The sequence below is a fragment of the Sphingopyxis sp. genome, assembly GCF_965279755.1.
Lineage (GTDB): Bacteria > Pseudomonadota > Alphaproteobacteria > Sphingomonadales > Sphingomonadaceae > Sphingopyxis.
Genome location: NZ_OZ257261.1, coordinates 1,586,336 through 1,611,344 on the forward strand (window position 1 = coordinate 1,586,336; position 25,009 = coordinate 1,611,344).

Below are 25,009 nucleotides of genomic sequence, written 5' to 3' on the forward strand. Positions count from 1 at the left end.
CCATGTCCGACGTTGCTGCCAAGCTTGCCGAACTCGGCCTCGACCTTCCGAAGCCCGCCGCGCCCGTCGCGGCCTATGTGCCCGTCGTCGAGCATGGCGGGATGCTCTATATCTCGGGCCAGTTGCCGTTCCGCGACGGGCAGGTCGTTACCGGCCGGCTTGGCGATGATACCGACGTCGCGAGCGGCTATGACGCCGCGCGCCGCTGCGCGCTGATGCTCGTCGCCCAGATCGGTCAGGCGCTGGACGGCGACTGGTCGCGCGTCGAGCGCGTTGTGAAGCTGGGCGTCTTCGTCAACAGCGCGCCGTCGTTCACCGATCAGGCAAAGGTCGCCAATGGCGCATCGGAGCTGTTCGAATCGCTGTTCGGCGAAGCGGGCCGCCATGCGCGCGCAGCTGTCGGCGTCGCGGTGCTGCCACTCGGTGCGTCGGTCGAGGCCGATGCAATCGTCGCGGTGCGGCCGGCCTAAGGCGCGCGTGGCCGAAGCCGACCCGCCCCAGCGCACGATCTCGCTCGGCACCGGCGTCGCCGCGGTCGACGCGGCGGCCTGGGATGCGCTGGCGGGGAACGGCAACCCGTTCGTCAGCCATGATTTTCTGGCGCTGCTCGAGGATTCGGGCAGTGTCGGGCCGGGCACCGGCTGGCAGGCGGCGCCGATCCTGATCGAGGATGAGGGCGGCGCGCTGATCGGTGCGGCGCCCGCCTATCTGAAATCGCACAGCCAGGGCGAATATGTCTTCGACCATGCCTGGGCCGATGCTTGGGCGCGCGCGGGCGGCGATTATTATCCCAAGCTGCAGATCGCCGCGCCCTTCACCCCGGTGCCTGGGCCGCGCCTGCTCGCGCACGATGACGAAACAGCAATGCTGTTGATCCGGGGCGCTGAGGCAGTGGTGCGGCAGAATGAACTGTCTTCGGCGCATGCGACCTTCGTCGCGCCCGAGCAGATGCCGATCTTCGAACAGGCGGGCTGGCTCGTCCGCCGCGACATCCAGTTCCATTTCGCCAATGCCGGTTACGCCAGCTTCGACGATTTCCTTGCCACCCTGACCTCGGCAAAGCGCAAGCAACTCCGCAAGGAGCGCGCCCGTGCGGTCGAGGTATTGCGCGTCGAGGAATTGACCGGCGAGGACATCAAGCCTGCGCATTGGGACGCGATGTGGGCCTTTTATCAGGACACCGGCGCACGCAAATGGGGGCATCCCTATCTGACGCGCGAGGCGTTCGACCTGATGGGGCGGCGGATGGCCGACCGGATCCTGTTGCTGATCGCCTATGATGGCGATGCGCCGGTCGCGGGCGCGATGCACTTCATCGGCGCCGACACGCTATACGGTCGTTATTGGGGCTGCCTGCGCGACATCCCCTATCTGCACTTCGAGCTATGCTATTACCGCGCGATCGACATCGCGATCGCGCGCGGCCTCCGCCGGGTCGAGGCGGGCGCGCAGGGCGGGCACAAGCTCGCCCGCGGCTACGGCCCCGTTGCCACCTGGTCGGCGCATTTCATCGCCGATCCGGGCTTTCGCCGTGCGGTCGCGGATTACCTCGAACAGGAACGCCGCGCCGAAGAGACCGAAATGGAATGGCTTGAAGGGCACACGCCCTTCAGGCGGAAGGATTAGGCCGCGAAGCGACGTGCGGCCGGACGGCGCGCGGTTTCGTCGAGCCAGGCGCGCGCCTGACGCTGCGCTTCGGCGATTTCGTCGCGGCTCATCTCGTCGGACAGGTCGGCGCGGCATTGCTGGCCTTCCTTGTTGCCGCCGAGCGCCGCAAGATTGAACCATTTATGCGCCTGGATCAGATCGACGTCGACACCGCCGGTCCCGGTTGAAAAGGCGATGCCCAGATCGAAATAGGCGTTGGCGTCGCCGCGTGCTGCGTCGAGCAGACGGCTTTCGATCAGATACTGGGCAGACTTCAGACTGTTAGCCATGATAACCCCCTTTGCCTCCACCCCACATGGAGACCTCGGGGTCCAAATTTGCGACTTATGGTCAACAAACCGTTAACGATGATCCGGGTTTTTTGGGGGGGGCGCCGGAAAGTCCCGGAAATCCGTCGTTCCCTGCGTTAATCAACCGACCGCAAGATTGTCGATCAGGCGCGTTTTTCCCATCCGCGCTGCCGCCAGAAGCCGGGCGGGCTTGCGATATTCGCTCAGTCGCTCGAGGTTGTCGGCATCGGCAAGCGCGACATAATCGACGCTGTCGAACCCGCCCGCGACGACGTCGGCCTCGGCCCTTGCGAGCGTTTCGGCAACGTCCGCACCGCCCGCGATTGCCTTTGCCGCAGCCTTCAAGGCATCGGGAAAGGCAACCGCCGCCGCCCGTTGCTCCGCCGAAAGATAGGCGTTGCGCGATGACAGCGCGAGGCCGTCGGTATCGCGCGCGATCGGCGCGCCCAGAATGTCGAGGGCGAAGTCGAGGTCGCGCGCCATCCGCCGGATGATCGCGAGCTGCTGCCAGTCCTTTTCGCCGAAGATCGCGACATCGGGCCGGACCTGATTGAACAGCTTCGACACCACGGTCGCGACGCCGTCGAAATGGCCGGGACGCGCGGCACCGCAATAATCGGCGCCGAGCTCGGCAACCTCGATATGCGTCGAATGGCCGCCGGGGTACATGGTGGTGACATCGGGTGCCCAGAGCAGCGCTACGCCGTCCTGCGCCAGCAGCGCGGCGTCGCGCGCTTCATCGCGCGGATAGGCGGCGAAATCTTCGTTCGGGCCGAACTGGGTCGGGTTGACGAAGATCGAGACGATCACATGATCGGCGACGCGCTTGCCCATGCGGACGAGCGACAGATGCCCGTCGTGAAGCGCGCCCATGGTGGGAACCAGCGCGACGCTCTTGCCGCCTTGCTGAAGTGCCGAAACGGCACGGCGCAGCATGGCGATGTCACGGATGATTTGCACGCTTGCCCAGCCTCCGATATTGGCGGCGCAAAGGCACCACCCATGCGGCCCCCATGCGCCGCCAACAGGAAAATCGCAACGCTCATGACGACGCCCGACCCGCACCGTATCATCTTTGCCAATGAAAAGGGCGGGACCGGCAAATCGACCTGCGCAGTGCATTTCGCGGTCGCGCTCGCGAGCCAGGGATGGCGCGTCGCAGGGCTTGACCTCGACCCGCGCCAGCGCACCTTTCATCGCTACCTCGAGAATCGCACCGGCACCGCGAAGCGCCGCGAGATCGACCTGCCGACGCCGGTGTTCGAGGTGTTCGAAGGCTCGACCATCGAGGAGCTCGACGCGCAGGTCGCGCGGCTTTCGGAAGGCGTCGACTATTTCATCGCCGACACGCCGGGCCGCGACGACGTCTTCGCGCGCCATCTTGCGACCAGCGCCGACACGCTGGTGACGCCGATCAACGACAGCTTCATCGACTTCGACCTGATCGGTCAGGTCGATCCCGAGACGTTTCAGGTCACCCGCCCCAGCTTCTATTCGGAACTGATCTGGGACACGCGCAAAGCGCGCGCCAAGACCGACGGACGGACGATCGACTGGATCATCCTGCGCAACCGCCTCCAGCACGTCGACGCGCATAATATGCGCCGCGTCGGCGAGGCACTGACCCAGCTGTCGCGCCGGGTCGGCTTCCGGGTTATCCCCGGGCTCGGCGAGCGCGTCATTTATCGCGAGCTGTTTCCGGCCGGCCTCACCCTGCTCGACAAGGCGCATCTCGGCGGCATGGGCATCGGCCATGTCGTTGCGCGGCAGGAACTGCGCGAGGCGATGGGCGGACTGAACCTGCCGGCACGCGAGCGGCTGCATCCCGACGGCGACTTGTTCGCCGCCGCCTGACGACGATCCTTCTTTCCCCCCAAGAGGACCAACCATGACCCACATTTTCCATCCGACGATGCTGCGCGAATATGACATCCGCGGCGTGGTCGGCGATACGCTGTCCGACAAGGATGCCTATGCCATCGGCCGCGGCTTCGCGACGCTGGTCGCGCGCGCGGGCGGGCGGCGGATCGCGGTCGGCTATGACGGCCGACTCTCGTCGCCGATGCTGGCCGACGCACTCATTGCCGGGATCAATGCGGCGGGTGTCGATGCGCTGAATGTCGGGCTGGGGCCGACGCCGATGCTCTATTATGCGGCGTCAACCGAGGATGTGGACGGCGGCATACAGATAACCGGCAGCCACAACCCCCCCGACTATAATGGTTTCAAGATGGTGTTTCAGGGGCGCCCCTTCTTCGGTGCCGACATTTTGGCGATCGGCGAACTGGCGGCCGCAGGGGACTGGGAGACGGGCGAAGGCACGGCGGAGAGCATCGACATCATCGACGCCTATGTCGACCGGCTGGTCGAGGGCTTCGCGGGCGGCGCCTTCCGCATCGGCTGGGACGCCGGCAACGGTGCTGCGGGCACGGTGATCGAGAAACTCACCGCGCGGCTTCCGGGCGAGCACCACCTGCTTTTCACCGATATCGACGGCCATTTCCCGAACCATCATCCTGATCCCACCGAGGAAAAGAATCTGGCTGACCTGCGCAAGCTCGTCGCCGAGAAGAGCCTCGATTTCGGCGTCGCTTTCGACGGAGACGGCGACCGTATTGGCGCGATCGACGGGCAGGGCCGGGTCATCTGGGGCGACCAGCTGCTGCAAATCTATGCCGAAGCGGTGCTGCGCGATCGGCCCGGCGCGATGGTCATTGCCGACGTCAAGGCCAGTCAGGCGCTGTTCGACCGGGTCGCAGACCTCGGCGGCAAGCCGCTGATGTGGAAGACCGGACACAGCCTGATCAAGGCGAAGATGAAGGAAACCGGCTCGCCGCTCGCGGGCGAGATGAGCGGGCATATCTTCTTCGCCGATACCTATTATGGCTATGACGACGCGCCCTATGCCGCCGTGCGGCTGATCGAGGCGGCGACGAAGCTCGGCAAGAGCGTGACCGAACTCCGCGGCGACATGCCCGCGATGGTCAACACGCCCGAGCTGCGCTTCCAGGTCGACGAAGCCCGCAAATTCGCCGTTGTGGACGAAGTTCTGGCGCGGCTTGCGGCCTCGGGCGCGACGGTGGACCGGACCGATGGCGCGCGCGTGCTGACCGATGACGGCTGGTGGTTGCTCCGCGCCTCGAACACACAGGACGTGCTAGTTGCCCGCGCCGAGGCGCAGGACGAAGCGGCGCTGGCACGGCTGATGGCAGCGATCGACGAGCAGTTGGCGCTCTCGGGCGTCGCGCGCGGACCGCAAGCGGGGCATTAGGTTCGCCGAAAGCCGTTCCGGGCCACCCTGCAAGTATCTTGCCAGATTGACGTTCGCCGCGTCGCTGGGGTAACGCGCGCAAGGGGCTAGAACGGAACCGACCAGTTTATGACCGACGACGCGAGCGCTACTACGATGGCCGACGGTGACCACGGGGTCAGCGAACACAGGGCGCATGTCCGCGAGGAAGCGGCGGCGGGCAATGGTCTCGCGGTCATTTCGATCGCCAAAAGCTATGACAAGCGTGTCGTCCTGTCGGACGTGTCGCTATCGGTGGGCAAGGGCGAAGTCGTCGGCCTGCTCGGCCCCAACGGCGCGGGCAAGACGACCTGCTTCTATTCGATCATGGGGCTGGTGAAGCCCGACGCCGGACGCATCATGCTCGATGGCGCCGATATCACCGCGCTGCCGATGTATCGCCGCGCGATCCTTGGCCTGGGCTATCTGCCGCAGGAAACCTCGATCTTTCGCGGGATGACGGTCGAGCAGAATATCGCCGCCGTGCTCGAACTCGCCGAACCCGACAAGGTCGCGCGCGAGAGCCGGCTTGAGGAATTGCTCGACGAATTCGGCCTTGCCCGGTTGCGCGACGCGTCGGCGATGGCGCTTTCGGGGGGCGAGCGTCGCCGCGCTGAAATCGCGCGCGCGCTTGCGGCGAATCCGTCGATCATCCTGCTCGATGAACCGTTCGCGGGCATCGATCCGCTCTCGATCAGCGATATTCGCGATCTCGTCGTCGATCTCAAGACGCGCGGCATCGGCGTGCTGATCACCGATCATAATGTGCGCGAGACGCTGGACCTCGTCGACCGCGCCTGCATCATCTACGACGGCAAAGTGCTGCTCGCCGGTTCGCCCGAAGAGCTTGTCGCCGACCCCGAGGTCCGCCGCCTTTACCTTGGCGAGGGCTTCTCCCTGTGAGCAGCTAGTCGCCGATGGCGTTGGGTCCGCGCCTCGATTTACGCCAGTCGCAATCGCTGGTGATGACGCCGCAGCTGCAGCAGGCGATCAAGCTGCTTGCGCTGTCGAACCTCGAACTCGAAGCCTATCTGGCCGAGGCGCTGGAGGGCAATCCGCTGCTCGACGCTTCACCCGCCGATCGCGACGGCGATTCGGATGGCGGTGGGCCCGACGACGGCGGCGGCGAGGCACCGGTAGCGGCGCTATCGGGCGAGACCGGCACCGACCAGATGCTGTCATCCGACGCGGGGACCGCCGACGACCTCGATGTCGATTTCGGCGAGGAGCGTTTCCACCACGACAGCGCCAGCGATTCGGTCGGTCTGTCGGGATCGGGCGAAGACATCGATTTCGACAGCTTCGCCGAGCATGACGGGACGCTCCATGACCATCTGATGGCGCAGGTCGGCGAGCGCTTCGACGGGATCGAGGCGATCGTCGCGGGTCAGCTCGTCGCGCTGATCGACGAGACGGGATATCTGCGCGCCGACCTTGCCGAACTCGCCGCCCAGCTGGGCGTGCCGCTCGCGCTGCTCGAAGAGGTGCTTGGCGGCATCCAGCTTTTCGATCCTTCGGGCGTCGGCGCGCGCGACCTCGCCGAATGCATCGCGATTCAGGCGCGCGAGGCCGATCGCTTTGACCCCGCGATGGCCACGATGATTGCGCATCTCGAACTGGTTGCGAAGGGCGCCTTCCCCCAGCTGAAGCGCATCTGCGGCGTCGATGACGAGGATCTCGCCGACATGATCCGCGAGCTGCGCGGCTATGACCCGAAGCCCGGGCTCAAATTCGGGGGCGAGGGCACGCAGGCGGTCGTTCCCGACCTCTATGTCCGCCAGACCGCGAAAGGCTGGGCGGTCGAGGTCAACAGCGGCACCTTGCCGCGCCTGCTCGTCAACCGCCGCTACTACACCGAACTCGCGCAGGGTGCCGCGGCGAAGAGCAAGGCGTGGCTGTCCGAACAGCTTGCCGGCGCCAATTGGCTCGTCCGCGCGCTCGACCAGCGCCAGCGCACGATCGTCAAGGTCGCCAGCGCGATCGTGAAGCAGCAGGAGGGGTTTTTCCTGCACGGCGTCGCGCATATGCGCCCGCTGACGCTGCGCCAGGTCGCCGAAGAGATCGGCATGCACGAATCGACCGTCAGCCGCGTCACGAGCAATAAATATCTCAGCTGCGCGCGCGGGCTGTTCGAGCTCAAATATTTCTTCTCCTCGGGGATTTCGGCGACCGAAGGCGACGGCGCGGTATCGGCCGAGGCGGTGAAGAGCAGGATCAAGGCGATGATCGAGGCCGAGGATGCCAAGGCGATCCTGTCCGACGAGACGATCGCCCAGAAACTGTCGGGCGAGGGTCATGACATCGCGCGGCGCACCGTCGTCAAATATCGCGAGGCGATGGGCTATGGCTCGTCGGTGCAGCGGCGACGGCAAAAGGCGCTCGCGGGCTGAATTTGGCCGGAAAGGCGGTTGACTTTCGGCGCCCTTCCCCATAGTTGCGCCGCTTCGCGTCAATACGCCAAGATTTACGGACAGAGATCATGAAGATTCGCAACAGCCTGAAGTCGCTGAAGGACCGCCACCGGGATAACCGCGTTATCCGCCGCCGTGGCCGCACCTATGTGATCAACAAGACCAACCGCCGCTTCAAGGCGCGCCAGGGCTAAACGCCCTGCCGGGACGTGTGTCCCGCGCGCATAGCGAAGTTAGCGTAACGCCGTCGGATGCTTCCGGCGGCGCTTTCGCGTGTCCGGAGCAGCCATGATTCGCCCCAAGATTCCCCGATGCGTGATCTTCGACGTCGGCCGCGTCCTCTTTCAATGGGATTTGCGTCATCTGTTCGCGAAGCTGATCGACGATGCAGGCGAACTCGACTGGTTCGTCACCCATGTCGTGACGCCCGAATGGCATTTCCAGCACGACGCCGGCCGCCCGCTCGCCGACATGCTGCCCGAGCTGAAAGCCGAATTTCCGGATCATGCGCCATTGATCGACGCCTATGCGGCGCGCTTCAACGAGACGATCCCCGGCCCGATGCCCGGCAGCCTCGAGCTGGTCGAACGGCTCGACGAAGCCGGCGTTCCGCTCTTCGCTATCACCAATTTCGGCCATGAATTCTGGGAAGGCTTTCGCCCGACCCAGCCGGTGTTCGACCGCTTCCGCGATATCGTCGTGTCGGGCACCGAAAAGCTGATCAAGCCCGATCCCGCCATTTACGATCTCGCGATCGAGCGATTCGGCATCGACTCGGCCGGCGCCTTCTTCATCGACGATGTGGCGGCGAATGTCGCGGGTGCCGAATCGGTCGGTATCGCGGGACACCAGTTCGTCGATGCGGCCATGCTGGAGCGCGAGTTGGTGGCGCGGGGCTATCTGGCGAGCTCGGCCTAGCGTATCAGCTTTCGCAGCGATTCGATCCATTCACGCGAAAACTCTTCCTGCATCGCGACCGATGCTGGAATGATGTCAGGTCCTTCTTCGAAAATTCCCACGAGTTCGGTAGCCTGTGCGCCGGTTTCGATCTTATAGGCTTTCAAACCTTTACCCATATCTCGCGACATGGCCGACGGCCAGACTTTGAGGCTTGCGCCATAGCAGAAGGGAATGAGGCCCTTCGGTTCTAGAGCCCGCTTGCGGATTCTCTGGAGCGCGGAAAAATAGTCGGGTGCTTCGACATGATGGATTTCGCCCCGTACCGTGCAAGTAAGTCGACAATTTTCGCCAACAAGGTCTTGAACAATCATGATCTGCTCGTCGTCTGCGCCGCCGATCACATAAAGGGAATGCTGTTCCACAGCCCTATTTCTCTACCCCAAGCTGCGTCAGCACGAAGGCGAACTCCTCGGCATCCTCGTGGAGCGCGCCCCAGCGGCCCGATTTGCCGCCGTGGCCCGCGCCCATGTTGGTACGTAGCAGCAAGGTCGCATCATTCGTGCGCGTCGCGCGGAGCTTGGCGACCCATTTCGCAGGCTCCCAATAGGTCACGCGCGGATCGTTGAGCCCCGCCGAAACCAGCATCGGCGGATAGGCCTTTGCGGTGATGTTGTCGTAGGGGCTGTAGCTCAGCATATAGTCGAACGCCGCCTTGTCGGTGACCGGGTTGCCCCATTCGGGCCATTCGCCCGGGGTCAGCGGCAGCGTTTCGTCGACCATCGTGTTGATGACGTCGACGAAAGGCACGCCCGCAAGCACCGCGCCCCACAGTTCGGGCGCCTCGTTATAGATCACGCCCATCACCTGTCCGCCCGCCGAGCGGCCCTCGACCGAGATCTTGCCTGCGGCAGTATAGTTTTTGGCGATCAACCCCTTGGCGACGTCGACGAAGTCGTTGAACGTATTCTTGCGCTCGGTCGTCTTGCCCGCGAGATACCAGGCGCGGCCCATATCGTCGCCGCCGCGGACATGCGCGATCGCATAGATCATCCCGCGATCGACGAGGCTGAGCCGCGTCGTCGAAAAGCCCGGCGGCACGCGATAACCGTACGAGCCATAGGCGTAGAGATGCATCGGCGCGCTGCCGTCGAGCTTCGTGCCCTTCTTGTAGACGAGCGAAGCGGGGATCATCGTCTTGCCGTCGCGGCTCGGCAGGTTAACCCGTTCGGTTACATATTGCGTCGGGTCGTAACCTGACGGGATTTCCTGCACCTTCAGCGTCTCGAGCTTTCCGGTCGCGAGATCATAGTCATAGACCGTATCGGGGGTGACCATCGATTCATAGTCGAGCCTGAGCTTGTCCTGATGATATTCGGGATTGTCGCCGAGGCCCGCAACGTAAGTGGCCTCGGGAAATTTGATCCGGCCGGGGGTCAGCGGCGCGTCATATTTGCGGACATCGACCTGATCGAGCCCGTCCTCGCGCGCCTCGATCACGAAATAGTCCCGGAAGACCGAGAATCCGGTGATGTAGCTATGGTCCGATCCCGGGATCAACGTCGCCCATTGGCCCGAATCCTTCACGCTTGCGGTCGCGATGCGGAAGTTCGGATGCTCGTCATTGGTGTGGATGTAGAGCGTGCCGTCGCGCTCATCGACGCTATACTCGCGGCCCTTCTTGCGCGGCGAAACGAGCTGCATCTTCGCTTCGGGATTGTCGGCGGGGAGCAGATAGACCTCGCTCGTCTCGTTATCGCCCGTCGCGATCACGATATAATTGTCCGCCGCGGTCTTTCCGATGCCGACCCCGAAGCCGATGTCGGCCTCCTTGTAGAGCAGCTTGTCGTCGGCGATCGCGGTGCCGAGCTTGTGCAGCCGGACATTGTCGGTGCGCCAGTTCTCGTTCGCCAAGCCATAGAGAATCGCATCATTGCCCGAGGTCCAGACGAGCGACGACAAGGTGCCGGGAATGACGTCGGGCAGTTGCTCGCCGGTCTCCAGATTTCGGATGCGCGCTTCGAAACGCTCGGAGCCATTGTCGTCGAACGAATAGGCCATCAGCTTGCCGTTCGGGCTGATCGACAGTTCGGCGAGGCGGAAATATTCCTTGCCCTCGGCCATCGCGACCTCGTCGAGGATCAGGACCGGCTCGCCGCCGGCGACGGGCTTGCGGTACCATTTCTTGTACTCGGCGCCCTCCTCATATTCGACCCAGTAAACCCAATCGCCGTCCTTTTGCGGGACGCTCGAATCGGCTTCCTTGATCCGGCCCTTCATTTCCTGAAACAGCGTTTCGACCAGCTTCGCATGCGGCTTCATTGCGGCGTCGAAATAGCTGTTCTCGGCCTTCACATAGTCGAGGACATCCTTGTCATCGACGACCGGATAGCTCTGGTCGCGGAGCCAGAAGTACGGGTCGGACAGCGTTTCGCCATGCATCGTCATCTCGTGCGGCCGCTTCTCGGCAACCGGGGCGGCAGGCAGGGCGGGGCTGTTGGTCAATATCGTCTCTTTCTCTTCGGCGAAGGCGCTTTGGGGCACGACAAGCGGGGTGGTAATTGCGGCCAGAAACATCCAAATAGCGCGCATAAGAAAACCCCCGCAGCGTCGCCCGATCGGGCTGTTATGGCTGCGATGTAGGAACAAGGAATAGCGCATGTCCACCCCCGACCATGCAGAACGTCTCGCCCGTGTCCGCGCCGAACTCGCCGCGCGCGGCCTCGATGGTTTCGTCGTGCCGATCAGCGACGAACATATGAGCGAATATGTCGGCGCCTATGCGCAGCGCATGGCATGGCTGACGGGCTTCGGCGGATCGGCTGGCACTGCGGCGGTGCTGCCGACGAAGGCCGCGGTGTTCGTCGACGGGCGCTATACGGTGCAGGTGCGCGATCAGGTCGATGGTTCGCTGTTCGACTATGTCGGCGTGCCGCAGTCGAGCGTCGCCGAATGGCTCGGCGCCAACGTCACCGCGGGGCAGAAGGTGGGGTATGATCCTTGGCTTCACAGCATCGACTGGGCGCGGAGCCTGGAGAAGGCGCTCGCCGCCAAGGGTGCGAGCCTTGTCGCGGTGACCCCTAACCCGCTCGATGCTGCGTGGGACGATCAACCCGCGCCGAGCGAAGCGGTCGTCACCGTCCATGACGCCGCGCTGGCGGGGCAGAGCGCGGTTGAAAAGCGCGAGATCATCGCCGACTGGCTGAAGGCGAAGGGCCTCGACACGACGGTGATGACCGCGCTCGATTCGATCGCCTGGACCTTCAACATCCGCGGTACCGACGTCAGCCATACACCAGTCGGGCTGGCCTTTGCATTGCTCCATGCCGACGCGACCGCCGACCTGTTCATCGCGCCCGAAAAGATCACCGACGCGGTGCGCGCGCATCTCGGCAACAGTGTGCGGATCCACGACCGCACCGCGTTCGAGGCGGCGCTCGCCGACCTGTCGGGCAAAAGCGTCGCGGTCGATCCTGATCGCGCCGTCGCGGCGATCTTCACGGCACTCGAAGCCGCAGGCGCGAAGATCGAGCGTCACCGCGACCCCGCAGTGCTGCCCAAGGCGATCAAGAACGGCACCGAGCTGAATGGCACGCGCGCCGCGCATGTCCGCGACGGCGTCGCGGTCGCGCGCTTCCTGAAATGGATGGAAGAGGTTGCGCCGCAGGGCGGACTCGACGAGCTCGGCGCGGCGGCCAGGCTTCGCGCCTTCCGCGACGACAGCGGCGTGCTGAAGGATCTGTCGTTCGACACCATCTCGGCGGCGGGCCCCAACGGCGCGCTGCCGCATTACAAGGTCGACGAAACCACCAACCGTGCGATCGAGACTGGCACGCTCTACCTCGTCGATTCGGGCGGGCAATATGCCGACGGCACGACCGACATCACCCGCACGATCGCGATCGGCACGCCGACCGCCGAAATGCGCCGCCGCTTCACGCAAGTGCTCAAAGGCCATATCGCACTCGCGGTCGCGCGCTTCCCCAAGGGGACGCGCGGCAGCCAGCTCGACATTCTCGCGCGCCAGTATTTGTGGGCCGACGGCGTCGATTATGCCCATGGCACCGGCCATGGCGTCGGCACCTATCTGGCGGTCCACGAAGGGCCGCAGCGCATTGCCAAGCCCGCAGGCGGGCAGGCGGGGACCGAGGAACCGCTGCATGCGGGCATGATCCTCTCGAACGAGCCCGGCTATTACAAGGCGGGCCATTTCGGCATCCGCATCGAGAATCTCGTCGTCGTCACGGCGCAGATCATCGCGGGCGCCGAAGAGGATATGCTGGGGTTCGAGACGATCACCTTCGCGCCGATCGCGCAGAACCTCGTCGATGTGGCGCTGCTGTCGCCCGCCGAAGCCGACTGGCTTGACGCTTATCACGCCGAAGTGTTCGAAAAGCTCGGCGCGGGCATGGCGGGCGAGGAGCTTGGCTGGCTCGAGGCCGCCTGCGCGCCGCTCGATCGCACCCCCGCCGCGCTCGCGGCCTGAGGCGCGCATGACCGAACATCGCAGCGCCGTCCCGCTCACCGATTTCCGCGTTCAGGAGCATATTCGCGTGCGCTTCAACGAGATCGACAACCAGAGCATCGTCTTCAATGCCAATTATCTGATTTATGCCGATGTCGGGGTGACCGAATATTTCCGGGCCTTGGGTGAAGGGCAGCCTGGGGTGTATTTTAACCAATATGGTACAGACATTCGCGAGACGCATTGCGAAATCGACTATCATGCGCCCGCGCTGCTCGACGAGTTGATCACGATTGCTGCGCGAATCAGTCGGTTCGAACGCACCAGCTTCACGCTGCATTGCGGAATTTTCCGGGGAAATGAGCGGTTGACCGATATCGAGATCAGCTATGCACATATCGATGGCGACAGCGGGCAGCCGACCCCGTTGCCTGGCAGTTTTATCGCCGAAGTGCGGCGATTCGAATCGCGAATGCCGGTTCAGGACTGATTCGTGACGCTCCGGATTTGAACCGGATCGCATTTCTCGACCAAAAAACTAGGCTTTTCCCGCAAAAGGCCAAAAAAAAGGCCGCCCGGAGGCGGCCTTTGAAAGTTTTTGGGAGAGGATGCCTAAAAGGCAAGTGTGTTATTGCACTGCACAATGAATGCTGCAACTGCGAAATAAGCATCCGCTATTGCATTTTTTGCAATCGAGAACGTTTCCAGCGTGCATCGCGCGCAATCGACGATCGCGTATCGGGTGCTCGCAATATCGGGCGAGATCGCCTAAATTGGCGGCATGGGAATGTTCAATAAAGTGGATGTCACCGGCGGCGTCGGTGATTTCTGGGATTATATCCGCGCACCGCGCCCGCATCGCTGGGCGATCTGGGGCGTCGCGATCGCACTGACTTGGGTGATCTTTCACGGGGTGTCGGAATATCTGATCCCCTATGACAAGCCGAAACCGTCGATCGTCTATTTCGAAAACTGGAAGGCGACGCGGAGCGAGGCGGAGATTCGCGCCGACTGGGTCGCGCGCGCGAAGGAGACGACGCGCCAGCATGCGCAGACTCGCGCCGAATATCAGCGGCTCGCCGACAGTCTGGGGGTCGAATATGATTCGGCCGAGGCCGACAAGCTGACGCGCGAGGCGCTGGGCGAGGAGGGCGCTGCGGCGGCGATGAGGAAGCCCGAACCGGTCAGGACGCGATCGACGCTCGCCGAGCGTGCCGCGCGCGGGCCGCAGGCGACGCCAGCGGCCGATCCCAAACCCTGATGCAGCGACCGCCCGCCGACGCCGACTGGATGGCGGTTGCCATCGCGCTGGCGCGGCGCGGCCGTCCGGCCTCGGCTCCCAATCCCAACGTCGGCTGCCTGCTGGTCAAGGATGACCGGGTCGTCGCGCGCGGCTGGACCCAGCCCGGGGGCCGGCCGCATGCCGAGGCGATGGCGCTCGCCGCCGCAGGCGATGCGTCGCGCGGCGCGACCGCCTATGTCAGCCTCGAGCCCTGTGCCCACGCCAGCCCGCGCGGGCCCGCATGCACCGATTCGCTGATCGAGGCGGGCGTCGCGCGTGTGGTGATCGCCGCGCAGGATCCCGATCCCCGCACCGACGGCGCCGGAATATTGCGGTTGCAGGCGGCCGGGATCGAGGTTGTCGTCCATGTCCTGCCCGCCGAGGCGCGCGCGGCAATGGTGCCGTGGTGGACGCGGCAGACCCTTGGGCGCCCGTTCGTAACGCTGAAGCTCGCGACCTCGCTCGACGGCTGCATCGCGATGGCCGACGGATCGAGCCGCTGGATCACAGGTGACCGCGCGCGGGCGCACGGCCATCTCGAAAGGGCCATGCATCAGGCGATCCTCGTCGGCCGCGGAACGCTCGACGCCGATGCTCCGAAACTCGACGTGCGCCTCCTAGGCCTTGAGGATCGCAGCCCGAAGAAATTGTTGCTGACGTCGGGCGCGGCGCCTGATGGCTGGACCGCCGTTGCCTCTCCGCAAGCCATCGATGATGTCGATTCGGTGCTGGTCGAGGGCGGCGCCGGTGCGGCGTCGGCTTTCCTCGCCGCCGACCGCGTCGACAGGCTTCTGCTCTACCGCGCGCCGGTCTTGATCGGCGGCGGTCGTCCGGCGCTCGGCGACATCGGGCTCACCGATCTGGCGGCCGCACATGGCCGCTGGCGTCTCGCCGACACCCGCCGGCTTGGCAGCGACCGGCTCGACGTCTACGAGCGCGTCAGAGAAGGATAAAGCGACCCATGTTCACCGGCATTATCACCGATATCGGCACCATCCGCAGCCGCGAGGATCGCGGCGATACGCGGCTCGTCATCGGTACCGTCTATGACACCGGGACGATCGACCTCGGCGCCTCGATCGCCTGCTCGGGCGCGTGCCTGACCGTCGTCGATAAGGGTGCCGATGCTGACGGCCACTGGTTTGCGATCGATGCGAGCGGCGAGACGCTCGCGCGCACCGCGGCGGGGATGTGGGATGCCGGACGCCGCCTCAACCTCGAACGCGCGCTCAAGATCGGCGACGAGCTGGGCGGGCACATCGTCACTGGTCATGTCGACGCGGTGGGCCGCATCGTCGCGGTCGAGCCCGTCGGCGACAGCATCAAGGTGACGGTCGAGGCGCCCGCCGAGCTGGCGCCGCATATCGCCGCGAAGGGCTCGATCACCGTCGACGGCATCTCGCTCACCGTCAACGAAGTGACCGACCAGCCCGGCGGCAGCGCGCATTTCACGCTCAACATCATCCCGCACACGCAGGAGATGACGACGCTGAACGAGGCGGCTGCCGGGCGCCCGGTCAATCTCGAGATCGATATTCTCGCGCGCTATTTGGCGCGGATGCAGGCGCGCGGGGCATAACTTCCGTCGCTGCCTGCAGCGGTCGCTACCCTTCGATCCAGCTCGCCGCCAGTTCAGGGTCGGCGGCCAACATCGACCGCCGCATCGCCAGCCGGCCGACGCGCAGCAGTTCGGCCTTGCGCCGGGCGGGCGCCAGGTTGCAGCTTGCGGCTTCGCGCACTACCGCCGCGCCATAGCGGTCGGCAATGATCAGTCCCGAGGTTTCGGGGCGATAGTCCTCGGTTTCGAGGATAGAGGGGTCGAGCCCGGCCGCGAGCGCCCAATAGAAGCGGTCGCACCAGTCGCAATAGTCGGGCCATTTGCCGTCGCCGTGCAGGTCGGCGCGGCTGACCTTGATCTCGACGATCGTGATATTGCCCTTCGCGTCGATCGCGGTGAGGTCGGTGCGCCGCCCGTTGGGCAGCGTCACCTCGGGGATCGCGACCAGCCCCTGTTGCGCGAACAGCCGGCATACGCCGCGCGCGACGTCCGCGGCGGTCAGCAGGTCAGTCGCCATTGCTCAAAGACCTCAGAACGGCCAGACCTTCAGAACGGAACGTCGTCGTCCAGATCGTCGTCGAACGGCGGGCGTCCGCCACCGCTGCCGCCCGAGCTGCCGCCGCCACCCTGGTTCCAGCCGCCGCCCGAGCCGCCGCCACCCGAGGAGCCACCGCCGCCCTGATCCCAGCCGCCGCTCGATCCGCCGCCCTGCGACCAGCTGTCGCCGCCGCCGCGCGAACCGCCACCACCGCCGGGCGCGCCGTCGAGCATGGTGAGCGTGCCACCCATGCCGGCGATCACGATCTCGGTCGTATATTTGTCGTTGCCGTCGCGGTCCTGCCATTTGCGGGTGCGCAGGCTGCCCTCGATGTAAACCTTCGAGCCCTTTTTCAGGTAGCGCTCGACGACGCCGACCAGCCCGTCGCCATTGATGACGACATTGTGCCATTCGGTGCGCTCCTTGCGCTCGCCCGACATCCGGTCCTTCCACTGTTCGGAGGTTGCGATGCGGATATTGGCGATCTTGCCGCCGTTCTGGAACGACTTGATTTCAGGATCGGCGCCGAGGTTGCCGATGAGAATTACCTTGTTGACGCTGCCAGCCATCGCCGCTCCGCTCCGCTCAAAAGTTGGGAGGATCAGCCTAGGCCAAAGGCGACGGCTGTCCAGTAAGTGATACCAGCAGCGGCATAGGCGAGCAGGAACAAATAGCCAACCATGAACATTGGCCATTTCCACCCATTGGTCTCGCGGCGGGTGATTGCGATCGTCGAAATGCACTGCGGTGCGAAGACGAACCAGGCGAGGAAAGCGAGCGCGGTGGCGAGGCTCCATTTGCCCTGCAGCCTCTGCCCAAGCGACTGTGCCATCGCATCCTCGTCGCCGTTGGCGTCGATCGCATTGGCGGTCGCCATCGCCGACACCGCGACCTCGCGCGCCGCCATCGCGGGGATCAGCGCGAGCGCGATGTCGTGATTGAAGCCGATCGGCTTGACGATGACTTCAAGGCCGCTCGCGATGCGGCCGGCGACGCTATATTCGACCTGGCTCTGTCCCTCGGGCGCCTTGGGGAAGCTTAGCAGCAGCCACAGGACGACCGTCGTCATCGCGATGATCGTGCCGGCGCGGCGCAGGAATATCCACGCGCGCTGCCACAGGCCGAGCGCAAGGTCGCGCCACTGCGGCATCTGGTAACGCGGCATTTCCATCATGAAGCCCGCCGCATTGCCCTTGGCGATGGTCCGCCGCAGGACGAAGGCGACAACGAGCGCGCCGACGATCCCCGACAGATAGAGGCCAAACAGCACCAGTCCCTGCAACCCCACGGGCAGGCCCGCAACGGTGCGATCGGGGATGAACGCGGCGATGATCAGCGCATAGACGGGCAGGCGCGCCGAACAGGTCATCAGCGGTGCGATCAGGATCGTCGTCAGCCGGTCCTTTTCGTCGGGAATCGCGCGCGTTGCCATGATTCCGGGCACCGCACAGGCAAAGCTCGACAGCAGGGGAATGAAGCCGCGGCCCGACAGGCCGACCTTCGCCATCAGCCCGTCCATCAGGAAGGCGGCGCGGGTCATATAACCCGACGCCTCGAGCAGCAGGATGAAGAGGAACAGGATCAGGATCTGCGGCAGGAAGACGACGACCGCGCCGACACCCGCGAGCAGGCCCTCGACGATCAGGTCGCGAACGAAATTCTCGGGCAGCGTGTCGATGACCCAGCCCTGCAATACGCCGACCCCGGCTTCGAGTGCATCGGCAGGCGGTCCGGCCCAGGCGTAGACCGCCTGAAACATGATGAACATCAGCGCGAGCAGGATCAGCAGGCCGGCAACGGGATGCAGGACAACGCGATCAACGCGCTGCGTCCAGCGGCGCACGGGCGTTTCGGTCAGGATCGCGGCCTTGGCGAGCGCGCGGGCGCGCTGGTGGAGCGCGGCATCGCTTTGCGGCGCGGGGGCCGCCTCGCGCGGCTGGTGCGACCGGATCGCGCCGTCGACCGCGGTGAGCAGTTCGGCCAGCCCGCGCTTGCGGACCGCGACGGTCGGGACCACCGGCACGCCGAGTTCGCGTGACAGCCGCTCGGCATCGAGAGTCAGCCCGTCGCGTTCGGCGAGGTCGAGCATGTTGAGCGCGACGACCGTCGGCAGGCCGAGCGCCAGCAGTTCGAGTGCGAAGCAGAGATGATTGTCGAGATTGGCGGCGTCGAGCACGACGATCAGCGCGTCGGGGCGCTTCTCGCCTTCCTGGCGGCCGAGCACGACATCGCGCGTCACCGCCTCGTCGAGGCTCGCGGGGATCAGGCTGTAGGTGCCGGGCAGATCGATCAGCGAGATCGGGCGGCCGTCGGCGAAGCTTGCCTGCCCCGCCTTCCGCTCGACGGTCACGCCGGGATAATTGGCGATCTTCTGCCGCGCGCCGGTCAGCGCGTTGAACAGGCTCGACTTGCCGGCATTGGGATTGCCGACGAGCGCGATCGAAGGAATGGCGGCGGTCATGCCACGGCCTCCACTTCGATCGCCGCGGCGTGCTTGGCACGAATGATCACCTGCATGCGCCCGATGGTGAGCGCGAGCGGGTCGCGCGAGAAGATGCTGCCGCGATGGCGCGGGGTAATTTCGCACCCTTCCATCAGCCCGAATTCGCGCAGGCGGCGGCCTTCATCCTCCGACATTGCGGCCCAGTCGATCCGCGCGATCCGCACGGTTACGCCGAGCGGCGCCCCGTCGAGTATAGTTTTCGCCACAGCATTCATTTGCGAGCGATTATCAATATCGCTCGCGCCGCGCCAGCCCTGCTTTGTAATTAATGATTACCTGCCCGGATAGCGCAGCCGCCCGACGAAGCGCGCCAGGCTGGGTCGTTCGATGCCGCGCGCCGCGCGGCGGTGCTTCCAGCTTTCGAACCGCATCACCTGATCGATCCGGCGGGCGAGAAAAGCCCGGGTTTCGGCGAAATCCTCGCTCTCGTCATTCAGGAAGACCGCCATCGTCGAGCCATAGACTGCGCCGAGGATCGTACGCTTGCTATAATGGTTGAAGTCGGTCGCGGTATCGCCCGCAAGATTCCACATCAGGTCGGCGGCACGCCAGCCGAGCTTCGCAGCGTGCGGCGCGTTGGTCGGCAGCGCGAGCAAAGCCAGCGCGCGGCGGAGCGATTCGCGGTTCGGTGCGAGCAGGTCGATCCGCGTTTCGACGAGCGTCGTGATCCGCTCGCGAATCTTGAGCGTCGCCAGCTTTTCGGCGGGCCAGCGCGCGGCCATTTCGGCATCGACGCTCGCGAACCATGCATCGACCATCTCGCGTGCGCCGCCAGGAAAGGCCAGCCTCGCGACATCGTCATCGACGCCGAGCTGCGCGGCGGCGCCGGCGAGCGCTTCGTTGCTGAAACCGTCAAATGCGGCCGTCGCCGCGATCAGCGGGGCAAGCGCGGCGCGAATCTCGTCGAGCGTCGGATCGGCGGGCAGGGTCTGGGCCATGGCCATCAGATAGGCCGCGCCGCGCGACTCGGCAACCGAATCAGCACGAGCGCCGCCGCGACCAGCGCACCGCCGAATATCTCGAGCGGGCTCAGCGTCTCATGGAAGATCAGCCATCCCGCGACCGCCGCGACAACCGGCTGGACGAGCAGCGTCAGCCCGATGACGAGCGGCGAAAAGCGGGGCAGCGCCCAGATAAGCAACCCCTGCCCGACGATCTGGCTCATGACGGCCAGAACGATCAGCGGGGTCCAATTTTGCGGCATGATCGTCTCGCCGAGCGCGATTGCGATGCCGAGGAGGATCGGAATGCCCGCAGCCGACGAAAGGGCGAGCGCCGACCAGGGGCCGATCTCGCCGCGCACGCGCTGCATCATCAGCACATAGCCGGTGTAAAGCGCGCCGGCGAGCAGGCTGAGGAGATCGCCGACCAGATAGGCCGACGACGCCTCATAGCTTTGCCCCATCAGCAGCGCCGACCCCGCAAAGGCGAGCAGAATGGCGACAGCTTGCCAGTCGCGTGGCAGCGTGCGCGACAGCATGATGCCCCAAATGACGAGCAACAGGCTGGCGCTGTTGCCGAACAATGTCGCATTGGCGACCTTGGTCTGGAGGATGCCGATATGCCAGGCGGCAAGGTCGAGCGCGAAAAAAGCGCCCGCGCCGAGCGCGATCCACAGCGCGCGCCGCGACGGCAGGCGTCCGCCGGTCTCGCGCCGCATCAGGACCAGCAGCACCGGCAGCGCCAGCGTCAGTCGCCATACCCCGACCGCCATCGGCCCGGTGTCGGCGAAGCGTACGACCATCGCGGTCAGCGACAGCGAGAGATTGCCGCCGAGCAGCGCCGCGAACGCCCAGCGGCCGGTCTGCAAGCCGGTGCCGGTCGCGTCGTCGAGGCTTTCGATCTTGGCTGTCATTTAGATTTTCTTTTGCTACCCACCATTGTGTCGGCGCCGCGGCATCCATAGCTTCGCGGGCCATAGCGACGACCGGCCAAGGCGTCGCGGATAAAAGTGAAAGGTGGAAATTCATGGCCGCATCACTCTTCGACCCGATCAAGCTGGGTGCCATCGAGGCGCCGAACCGTATCATCATGGCGCCGCTGACGCGCGGCCGGGCGGGGCCGGGTTTCGTCCCCAACGAACTCGCGCGCGACTATTATCGCCAGCGTGCGTCGGCGGGCCTGATCATCTCCGAGGCCACCGGCATCTCGCAGGAAGGCCTCGGCTGGCCGAGCGCTCCGGGCCTGTGGACCGACGCGCAGGTCGAGGGCTGGAAGCCCGTGACCGAAGCCGTCCACGCAGCAGGCGGACGCATCGTCGCGCAGCTCTGGCACATGGGCCGCCTCGTCCATTCGGTGTTCAACGATGGCAAGCAGCCGGTCTCGGCTTCGGCGACGCAGGGCGAGGGCCGGGCGCATACACCGGTCGGCCGCCGCGATCTCGAGGTCGCCCGCCCGCTCGAACTGAACGAGATCCCGCGCCTGATCGGCGATTACGTCAAGGCGGCCGAAAATGCGAAGAAGGCCGGCTTTGACGGCATTCAGCTGCACGGCGCCAATGGCTATCTGATCGACCAGTTCCTGCGCGACAATTCGAACCTGCGCGACGATGATTATGGCGGCCCGGTCGAAAACCGTATCCGGCTGCTTCGCGAAGTGACCGAGGCGCTGATCGGCGTCTGGGGTGCGGGCCGCGTGTCGGTGCGTCTGTCGCCCAACGGCAATTCGCAGGGTGTCGACGACAGCAATCCCCAGCCGCTGTTCACGGCTGCCGCCGCTGCGCTCGACACGCTGGGCATCGGTTTCCTCGAACTGCGCGAACCCGGCCCCGACGGCACGTTCGGCAAGACCGATGTTCCCAAGCAGTCGCCGGCGATCCGTCAGGCGTTCAAGGGGCCGCTGATCCTCAACAGCGATTACACCGTCGCGCTCGCCGAAGAGGCGCTGGCCAGCGGCCTTGCCGACGCGGTTGCCTTCGGTCGGCCGTTCATCGGCAATCCCGACCTTGTCGAGCGGATCCGGAACGGTGCCGAATGGTCGGCCGACAATCCGCAGACCTGGTATTCGCCGGGCGCCGAGGGTTACACCGACTATCCGGCGCTGGTGCCCGCATAAGCAGATCGGCCGGGCGGTTTCATGCCGCCCGGTCAGTTTCGTTCGGCGATCGCCTTGTCGATGATGCCGGCGCCGATCGGTCCCAGTATCTTGCCGCCGAAGCGGAAGATCAGGAAGGCGGCCGCAAAAAGCAGGATCGGCGCGATGAACAGGGTCACGGTCGCCGCAATCAGCGCGACGAAGACCATAGTCATGAACCCGCCGCTCAATGTCTGCTGGCCCTTGGGACCGAGTTCGATCGTTCGCGGTCCCTTGGCATCCCACCATTTGGCGGTGACGATCGTCTTGCGTCCGCCGGCCTGACGCTGCGGCTGCGATTGCGGGGCGAGCCGCGCGGGCGAGTCGGTCGCCCCGGGCCTCCGCGCCGCTTCTTTCCACGGCTGCTTGCGATTCATCGCCGCGACCGCCGCCGCCATGCGATCGTTCGCGGGGCGGGCAGGGGCTACCACGGCAAGTTCGAGGGGCTCGGCGACCGGCGCCGATATGTCCTGCGGAAGGCTGCGGGCCGCGGGCTGGACGGGCTCATGCCCCATTCGGCGGTCATAGGCGGCCATGCGCTCGGCCGCGCTCGGCGGCGTCTGCCCGGTGTCCTTGTCGATCACCACCAGCCGCCCGCCGCGTTCGACGACGGAGTAGCGGCTGGGAGGTGGTCGATCAACCAATGCCGAATTGTTCCTTCAGGGCCAGCATCGCGAGCGCGGCCTTTGCCGCTTCGCCGCCCTTATCCTTGCGCGTCTTGTCGGCGCGCGCAAGCGCCTGTTCTTCATTTTCGACCGTGAGGATGCCGTTGCCGATCGCCAGCCCGTCGAGCGTCAGCGCCATGATGCCGCGCGCGCTCTCGTTCGAGACGACTTCGAAATGATAGGTTTCGCCGCGGATCACCACGCCGAGCGCGACATAGGCGTCATAGCGGCCGCTGTCGGCGGCGAGCGAGATCGCCGCCGGCACTTCGAGCGCGCCGGGGACGGTCACGACCTCGTGGCTATGCCCTTCGGCCTCCAGCGCGCTCTGCACGCCGTCGATCAGCATGTCGTTGAGGTGGCTGTAGAAACGGGCTTCGACGATCAGGACGTGCGCCATTATTCGGTCTCTCCGGGGATGGGGCGTTCGCCGACGACCGAGAGGCCATAGCCTTCAAGGCCGACGATATTGCTGTGGGTGGGGGTAAGCAGTTCCATCGCATGGACGCCAAGGTCGGCGAGAATCTGCGCACCGATCCCGTATGTGCGAAGGTCCATGCCGCCGCTCGGTGCCGGAGCCGCTTCGGCATCGGCCGAGCCGGGAAGCGGGCGCATCAGCATGACGATGACGCCGCTGCCGGCCTCGCCGATCGCGTCCATCGACCGCTGCAGGCGGCGCTTCTTCGGGCCGGGGCGGCCCATGATATCGTCGAAGATCGACACGGCGTGCATGCGGACCAGCGTGACGCCTTCGGGATCGACCGGCCCCTTCTGCAGCACCAGATTGACGCTGCCGTCGATCTTGTTGCGATAGGATTTGAGGCGCCAGTCGCCGCCATAGTCCGATTCGAACGGTTCGTCGGCGACGCATTCGACCAGCCGGTCGCTGCGGTTGCGATAGGCGATCAGGTCGGCGATCGTGCCGATCTTCAGCCCGTGGCGCCGCGCGAAGGGGATGAGGTCGTCGAGCCGCGCCATCGTGCCGTCGTCGTTCATGATCTCGCAGATCACGCCCGAGGGGTTGAGCCCCGCGAGGCGCGCGATGTCGACCGACGCTTCGGTATGGCCGGCACGCACGAGCACGCCACCATCGCGGGCGATCAGCGGGAAAATGTGACCGGGGGTGACGATGTCGTCGCGGCTCTTGCCCGCATCGATCGCGACCGCGACGGTGCGGGCGCGGTCGCCCGCCGAAATGCCGGTGGTGACGCCCTCGCGCGCCTCGATCGAGGTGGTGAAGGCGGTTTCGTGCCGGGTGCCGTTGTTGCGGCTCATCAGCTCGAGCCCGAGCGTGTCGACGCGCGATTTGGTGAGCGTCAGGCAGACGAGGCCGCGGCCGTGCGTCGCCATGAAATTGATCGCATCGGGGGTGGCCATCTGCGCGGGGATGACCAGATCGCCTTCATTTTCGCGGTCCTCGTCATCGACGAGGATGAACATGCGGCCGTTGCGGGCCTCGGCGATGATCTCTTCGGGGGTGGCCATCGGCGACAGGTCGCTGCCGTGCGCGAGCCAGTTTTCCAGCTTGCGCAGCGTGTCGGCGGTGGGGTTCCAGCCCTCGGAATCGAGGTCACGAAGGCTGTTGGCGTGAAGGCCCGCGGCGCGCGCCAGTCCCGAACGGGACATGGTCCCGTCTTCGACGATGGCGCGGATACGGTCGAGGAGCTGTGTGGACATGGCAATCACGTCTCACACTGAAATGTGATTGTCAATCGGGATATCACATTGAGTGTTACTTGGGTCCGAAAATCGTGCCCGCGTCGCGTACCGTACCATCAGCTTTCGCGTCGAGTAGCGCGGTGAACTGGCCGGTGCGGTCGTCACGCTTGGCATAGTCGCGTGCCGACATGCCCGCGACATGGTCGGCCTTGTCCGGGTTTGCACCATTTTTCACAAGCAGGCGCACCATCGCGGCATTCTTGGCCTGCACCGCGAGGATCAGCGCCGTCTCGCCGCGCCGGTTCGTCTGGTCGACCGGCGCCTTGGCCGCGATCAGTTCTTCTGCGCCTTCGGGGAAATTGATGAGCGCGCAGTGCATCAACGGGGTCACCCCCTGTCGGTCGGCGATCGAAGGATCGGCGTCCTTGCCGATCAGGAAACGCAGCCAGGTCGTGTCGCGCCGTTTGGCGACGATGATCAGCGCGGTCTCGCCGGTGTCGGGGTTGCGGGCGTTAACGTAGGACGGATCGTCCTTCAGCGCGTCGGTCGCCTTGGTCCCGTCGCGACTCTGCACCGCCGAAATGAAGGAATAGGAACCGCGGAACTGGGCAAGGGCCGGCGAGGGAATGAGTGACCCCGCCGCGACAGCGGTCAACAGGGTCAGGGCGGCAAAGCGGATTTCCGCACGTCGGAACATGGTGGGCGACCCCTCGCA

The 25,009-nt window shown here is 65.3% G+C and carries 28 protein-coding genes; 14 read left to right on the forward strand and 14 right to left on the reverse strand.

Annotated elements, in window-relative coordinates; genetic code table 11:
• Positions 1-2 precede the first annotated feature (2 nt).
• Positions 3-470, forward strand: coding sequence for a RidA family protein (locus tag ACQY80_RS07810; protein ID WP_428685272.1), 468 nt, complete (start codon positions 3-5; stop codon positions 468-470).
• 7 nt (positions 471-477) lie between these two features.
• Positions 478-1,626 carry a GNAT family N-acetyltransferase gene (locus ACQY80_RS07815; protein WP_428685274.1) on the forward strand — a complete coding sequence of 383 codons (1,149 nt, stop codon included), beginning with the start codon at positions 478-480 and terminating at the stop codon, positions 1,624-1,626.
• Here ACQY80_RS07815 and ACQY80_RS07820 read toward each other — a convergent pair.
• Together ACQY80_RS07820 and panC are read right to left on the reverse strand one after the other, a co-directional pair.
• Entirely contained in the window at positions 1,623-1,937 is a 315-nt protein-coding gene (locus tag ACQY80_RS07820) for a sel1 repeat family protein (RefSeq protein WP_054589726.1), read from the reverse strand. The two genes, ACQY80_RS07815 and ACQY80_RS07820, sit on opposite strands and share 4 nt — an antisense overlap.
• Positions 1,938-2,078: 141 nt before the next feature.
• Positions 2,079-2,918, reverse strand: a complete 840-nt coding sequence (gene panC, locus ACQY80_RS07825; protein ID WP_428685277.1) for a pantoate--beta-alanine ligase — start codon at positions 2,916-2,918, stop codon at positions 2,079-2,081.
• Between the two features lie 84 nt (positions 2,919-3,002).
• On the opposite strand from panC, the gene ACQY80_RS07830 reads away from it, so the two are divergent.
• The 6 genes from ACQY80_RS07830 (at position 3,003) to ACQY80_RS07855 (ending at position 8,576) form a co-directional block, all read left to right on the forward strand.
• Positions 3,003-3,812, forward strand: a complete 810-nt coding sequence (locus tag ACQY80_RS07830; protein ID WP_428685279.1) for a division plane positioning ATPase MipZ — start codon at positions 3,003-3,005, stop codon at positions 3,810-3,812.
• Between the two features lie 34 nt (positions 3,813-3,846).
• Entirely contained in the window at positions 3,847-5,229 is a 1,383-nt protein-coding gene (gene pgmG, locus ACQY80_RS07835) for a phosphoglucomutase/phosphomannomutase PgmG (RefSeq protein WP_428685280.1), read from the forward strand.
• 108 nt (positions 5,230-5,337) lie between these two features.
• On the forward strand, positions 5,338-6,150 hold the full coding sequence (gene lptB / locus ACQY80_RS07840; RefSeq protein WP_428685282.1) for an LPS export ABC transporter ATP-binding protein: 813 nt from the start codon (positions 5,338-5,340) through the stop codon (positions 6,148-6,150).
• Between the two features lie 14 nt (positions 6,151-6,164).
• A complete protein-coding gene (gene rpoN, locus ACQY80_RS07845; RefSeq protein WP_428685284.1) occupies positions 6,165-7,637 on the forward strand; it encodes an RNA polymerase factor sigma-54 in 1,473 nt (490 codons plus the stop codon).
• Positions 7,638-7,726: 89 nt separating this feature from the next.
• Positions 7,727-7,852, forward strand: a complete 126-nt coding sequence (ykgO, locus tag ACQY80_RS07850) for a type B 50S ribosomal protein L36 (protein WP_003046794.1) — start codon at positions 7,727-7,729, stop codon at positions 7,850-7,852.
• Positions 7,853-7,946: 94 nt separating this feature from the next.
• Entirely contained in the window at positions 7,947-8,576 is a 630-nt protein-coding gene (locus ACQY80_RS07855; RefSeq protein ID WP_428685286.1) for an HAD family hydrolase, read from the forward strand.
• Here the strand turns inward: ACQY80_RS07855 and ACQY80_RS07860 are convergent.
• Both ACQY80_RS07860 and ACQY80_RS07865 read right to left on the reverse strand, forming a co-directional pair.
• Positions 8,573-8,980 (reverse strand): hypothetical protein, encoded by a 408-nt coding sequence (locus tag ACQY80_RS07860; RefSeq protein ID WP_428685288.1) that lies wholly within the window; start codon positions 8,978-8,980, stop codon positions 8,573-8,575. The two genes, ACQY80_RS07855 and ACQY80_RS07860, sit on opposite strands and share 4 nt — an antisense overlap.
• Positions 8,981-8,984: 4 nt before the next feature.
• Positions 8,985-11,147, reverse strand: a complete 2,163-nt coding sequence (locus ACQY80_RS07865) for a S9 family peptidase (protein WP_428685290.1) — start codon at positions 11,145-11,147, stop codon at positions 8,985-8,987.
• A 67-nt stretch (positions 11,148-11,214) separates the two neighbouring features.
• Here ACQY80_RS07865 and ACQY80_RS07870 point away from each other — a divergent pair, with 67 nt between their 5' ends.
• The 5 genes from ACQY80_RS07870 to ACQY80_RS07890 all read left to right on the forward strand — a co-directional run bounded on the left by ACQY80_RS07870 (position 11,215) and on the right by ACQY80_RS07890 (position 15,881).
• Positions 11,215-13,041 carry an aminopeptidase P family protein gene (locus ACQY80_RS07870; RefSeq protein WP_428685292.1) on the forward strand — a complete coding sequence of 609 codons (1,827 nt, stop codon included), beginning with the start codon at positions 11,215-11,217 and terminating at the stop codon, positions 13,039-13,041.
• A gap of 67 nt (positions 13,042-13,108) precedes the next feature.
• A complete protein-coding gene (locus tag ACQY80_RS07875) occupies positions 13,109-13,510 on the forward strand; it encodes an acyl-CoA thioesterase (protein ID WP_428685294.1) in 402 nt (133 codons plus the stop codon).
• A 297-nt stretch (positions 13,511-13,807) separates the two neighbouring features.
• Positions 13,808-14,281 (forward strand): hypothetical protein, encoded by a 474-nt coding sequence (locus ACQY80_RS07880; RefSeq protein WP_428685296.1) that lies wholly within the window; start codon positions 13,808-13,810, stop codon positions 14,279-14,281.
• A gap of 29 nt (positions 14,282-14,310) precedes the next feature.
• Positions 14,311-15,255 carry a bifunctional diaminohydroxyphosphoribosylaminopyrimidine deaminase/5-amino-6-(5-phosphoribosylamino)uracil reductase RibD gene (gene ribD, locus ACQY80_RS07885; protein ID WP_428685788.1) on the forward strand — a complete coding sequence of 315 codons (945 nt, stop codon included), beginning with the start codon at positions 14,311-14,313 and terminating at the stop codon, positions 15,253-15,255.
• An 8-nt stretch (positions 15,256-15,263) separates the two neighbouring features.
• Positions 15,264-15,881, forward strand: coding sequence for a riboflavin synthase (locus ACQY80_RS07890; RefSeq protein WP_428685298.1), 618 nt, complete (start codon positions 15,264-15,266; stop codon positions 15,879-15,881).
• 25 nt (positions 15,882-15,906) lie between these two features.
• On the opposite strand, the gene ACQY80_RS07895 is transcribed toward ACQY80_RS07890, so the two are convergent.
• From ACQY80_RS07895 to ACQY80_RS07920, 6 genes are all read right to left on the reverse strand, one after another.
• Positions 15,907-16,377: an MmcB family DNA repair protein gene (locus ACQY80_RS07895; RefSeq protein WP_428685300.1), complete on the reverse strand. Its 471-nt coding sequence runs from the start codon at positions 16,375-16,377 to the stop codon at positions 15,907-15,909.
• Positions 16,378-16,406: 29 nt separating this feature from the next.
• The gene (gene ssb / locus ACQY80_RS07900; RefSeq protein WP_428685302.1) at positions 16,407-16,967 is read right to left on the reverse strand and encodes a single-stranded DNA-binding protein; all 561 of its coding nucleotides are present in this window, start codon (positions 16,965-16,967) and stop codon (positions 16,407-16,409) included.
• A 32-nt stretch (positions 16,968-16,999) separates the two neighbouring features.
• The gene (gene feoB, locus ACQY80_RS07905; RefSeq protein WP_428685304.1) at positions 17,000-18,859 is read right to left on the reverse strand and encodes a ferrous iron transporter B; all 1,860 of its coding nucleotides are present in this window, start codon (positions 18,857-18,859) and stop codon (positions 17,000-17,002) included.
• Positions 18,856-19,107: a FeoA family protein gene (locus ACQY80_RS07910; RefSeq protein ID WP_428685306.1), complete on the reverse strand. Its 252-nt coding sequence runs from the start codon at positions 19,105-19,107 to the stop codon at positions 18,856-18,858. The genes feoB and ACQY80_RS07910 overlap by 4 nt, the downstream gene beginning before the upstream one ends.
• Positions 19,108-19,173: 66 nt before the next feature.
• Positions 19,174-19,845 (reverse strand): COQ9 family protein, encoded by a 672-nt coding sequence (locus ACQY80_RS07915; protein ID WP_428685308.1) that lies wholly within the window; start codon positions 19,843-19,845, stop codon positions 19,174-19,176.
• Positions 19,845-20,756 (reverse strand): DMT family transporter, encoded by a 912-nt coding sequence (locus ACQY80_RS07920; protein ID WP_428685310.1) that lies wholly within the window; start codon positions 20,754-20,756, stop codon positions 19,845-19,847. Before ACQY80_RS07920 ends, ACQY80_RS07915 begins: the two co-directional genes overlap by 1 nt.
• Positions 20,757-20,869: 113 nt before the next feature.
• On the opposite strand from ACQY80_RS07920, the gene ACQY80_RS07925 reads away from it, so the two are divergent.
• On the forward strand, positions 20,870-21,955 hold the full coding sequence (locus ACQY80_RS07925; protein ID WP_428685312.1) for an alkene reductase: 1,086 nt from the start codon (positions 20,870-20,872) through the stop codon (positions 21,953-21,955).
• 32 nt (positions 21,956-21,987) lie between these two features.
• Here ACQY80_RS07925 and ACQY80_RS07930 read toward each other — a convergent pair whose 3' ends face one another.
• Genes ACQY80_RS07930 through ACQY80_RS07945 form a run of 4 tightly spaced genes read right to left on the reverse strand, consistent with a single transcriptional unit; the run spans position 21,988 to position 24,991 of the window.
• Positions 21,988-22,617 (reverse strand): hypothetical protein, encoded by a 630-nt coding sequence (locus ACQY80_RS07930; RefSeq protein WP_428685314.1) that lies wholly within the window; start codon positions 22,615-22,617, stop codon positions 21,988-21,990.
• A complete protein-coding gene (ribH, locus tag ACQY80_RS07935; protein WP_428685316.1) occupies positions 22,610-23,035 on the reverse strand; it encodes a 6,7-dimethyl-8-ribityllumazine synthase in 426 nt (141 codons plus the stop codon). Before ribH ends, ACQY80_RS07930 begins: the two co-directional genes overlap by 8 nt.
• Positions 23,035-24,312, reverse strand: coding sequence for a 3,4-dihydroxy-2-butanone-4-phosphate synthase (gene ribB, locus ACQY80_RS07940; protein ID WP_428685318.1), 1,278 nt, complete (start codon positions 24,310-24,312; stop codon positions 23,035-23,037). Before ribB ends, ribH begins: the two co-directional genes overlap by 1 nt.
• 55 nt (positions 24,313-24,367) lie before the next feature.
• Positions 24,368-24,991, reverse strand: a complete 624-nt coding sequence (locus ACQY80_RS07945) for an ankyrin repeat domain-containing protein (protein WP_428685320.1) — start codon at positions 24,989-24,991, stop codon at positions 24,368-24,370.
• Between the last annotated feature and the right edge of the window lie 18 nt (positions 24,992-25,009).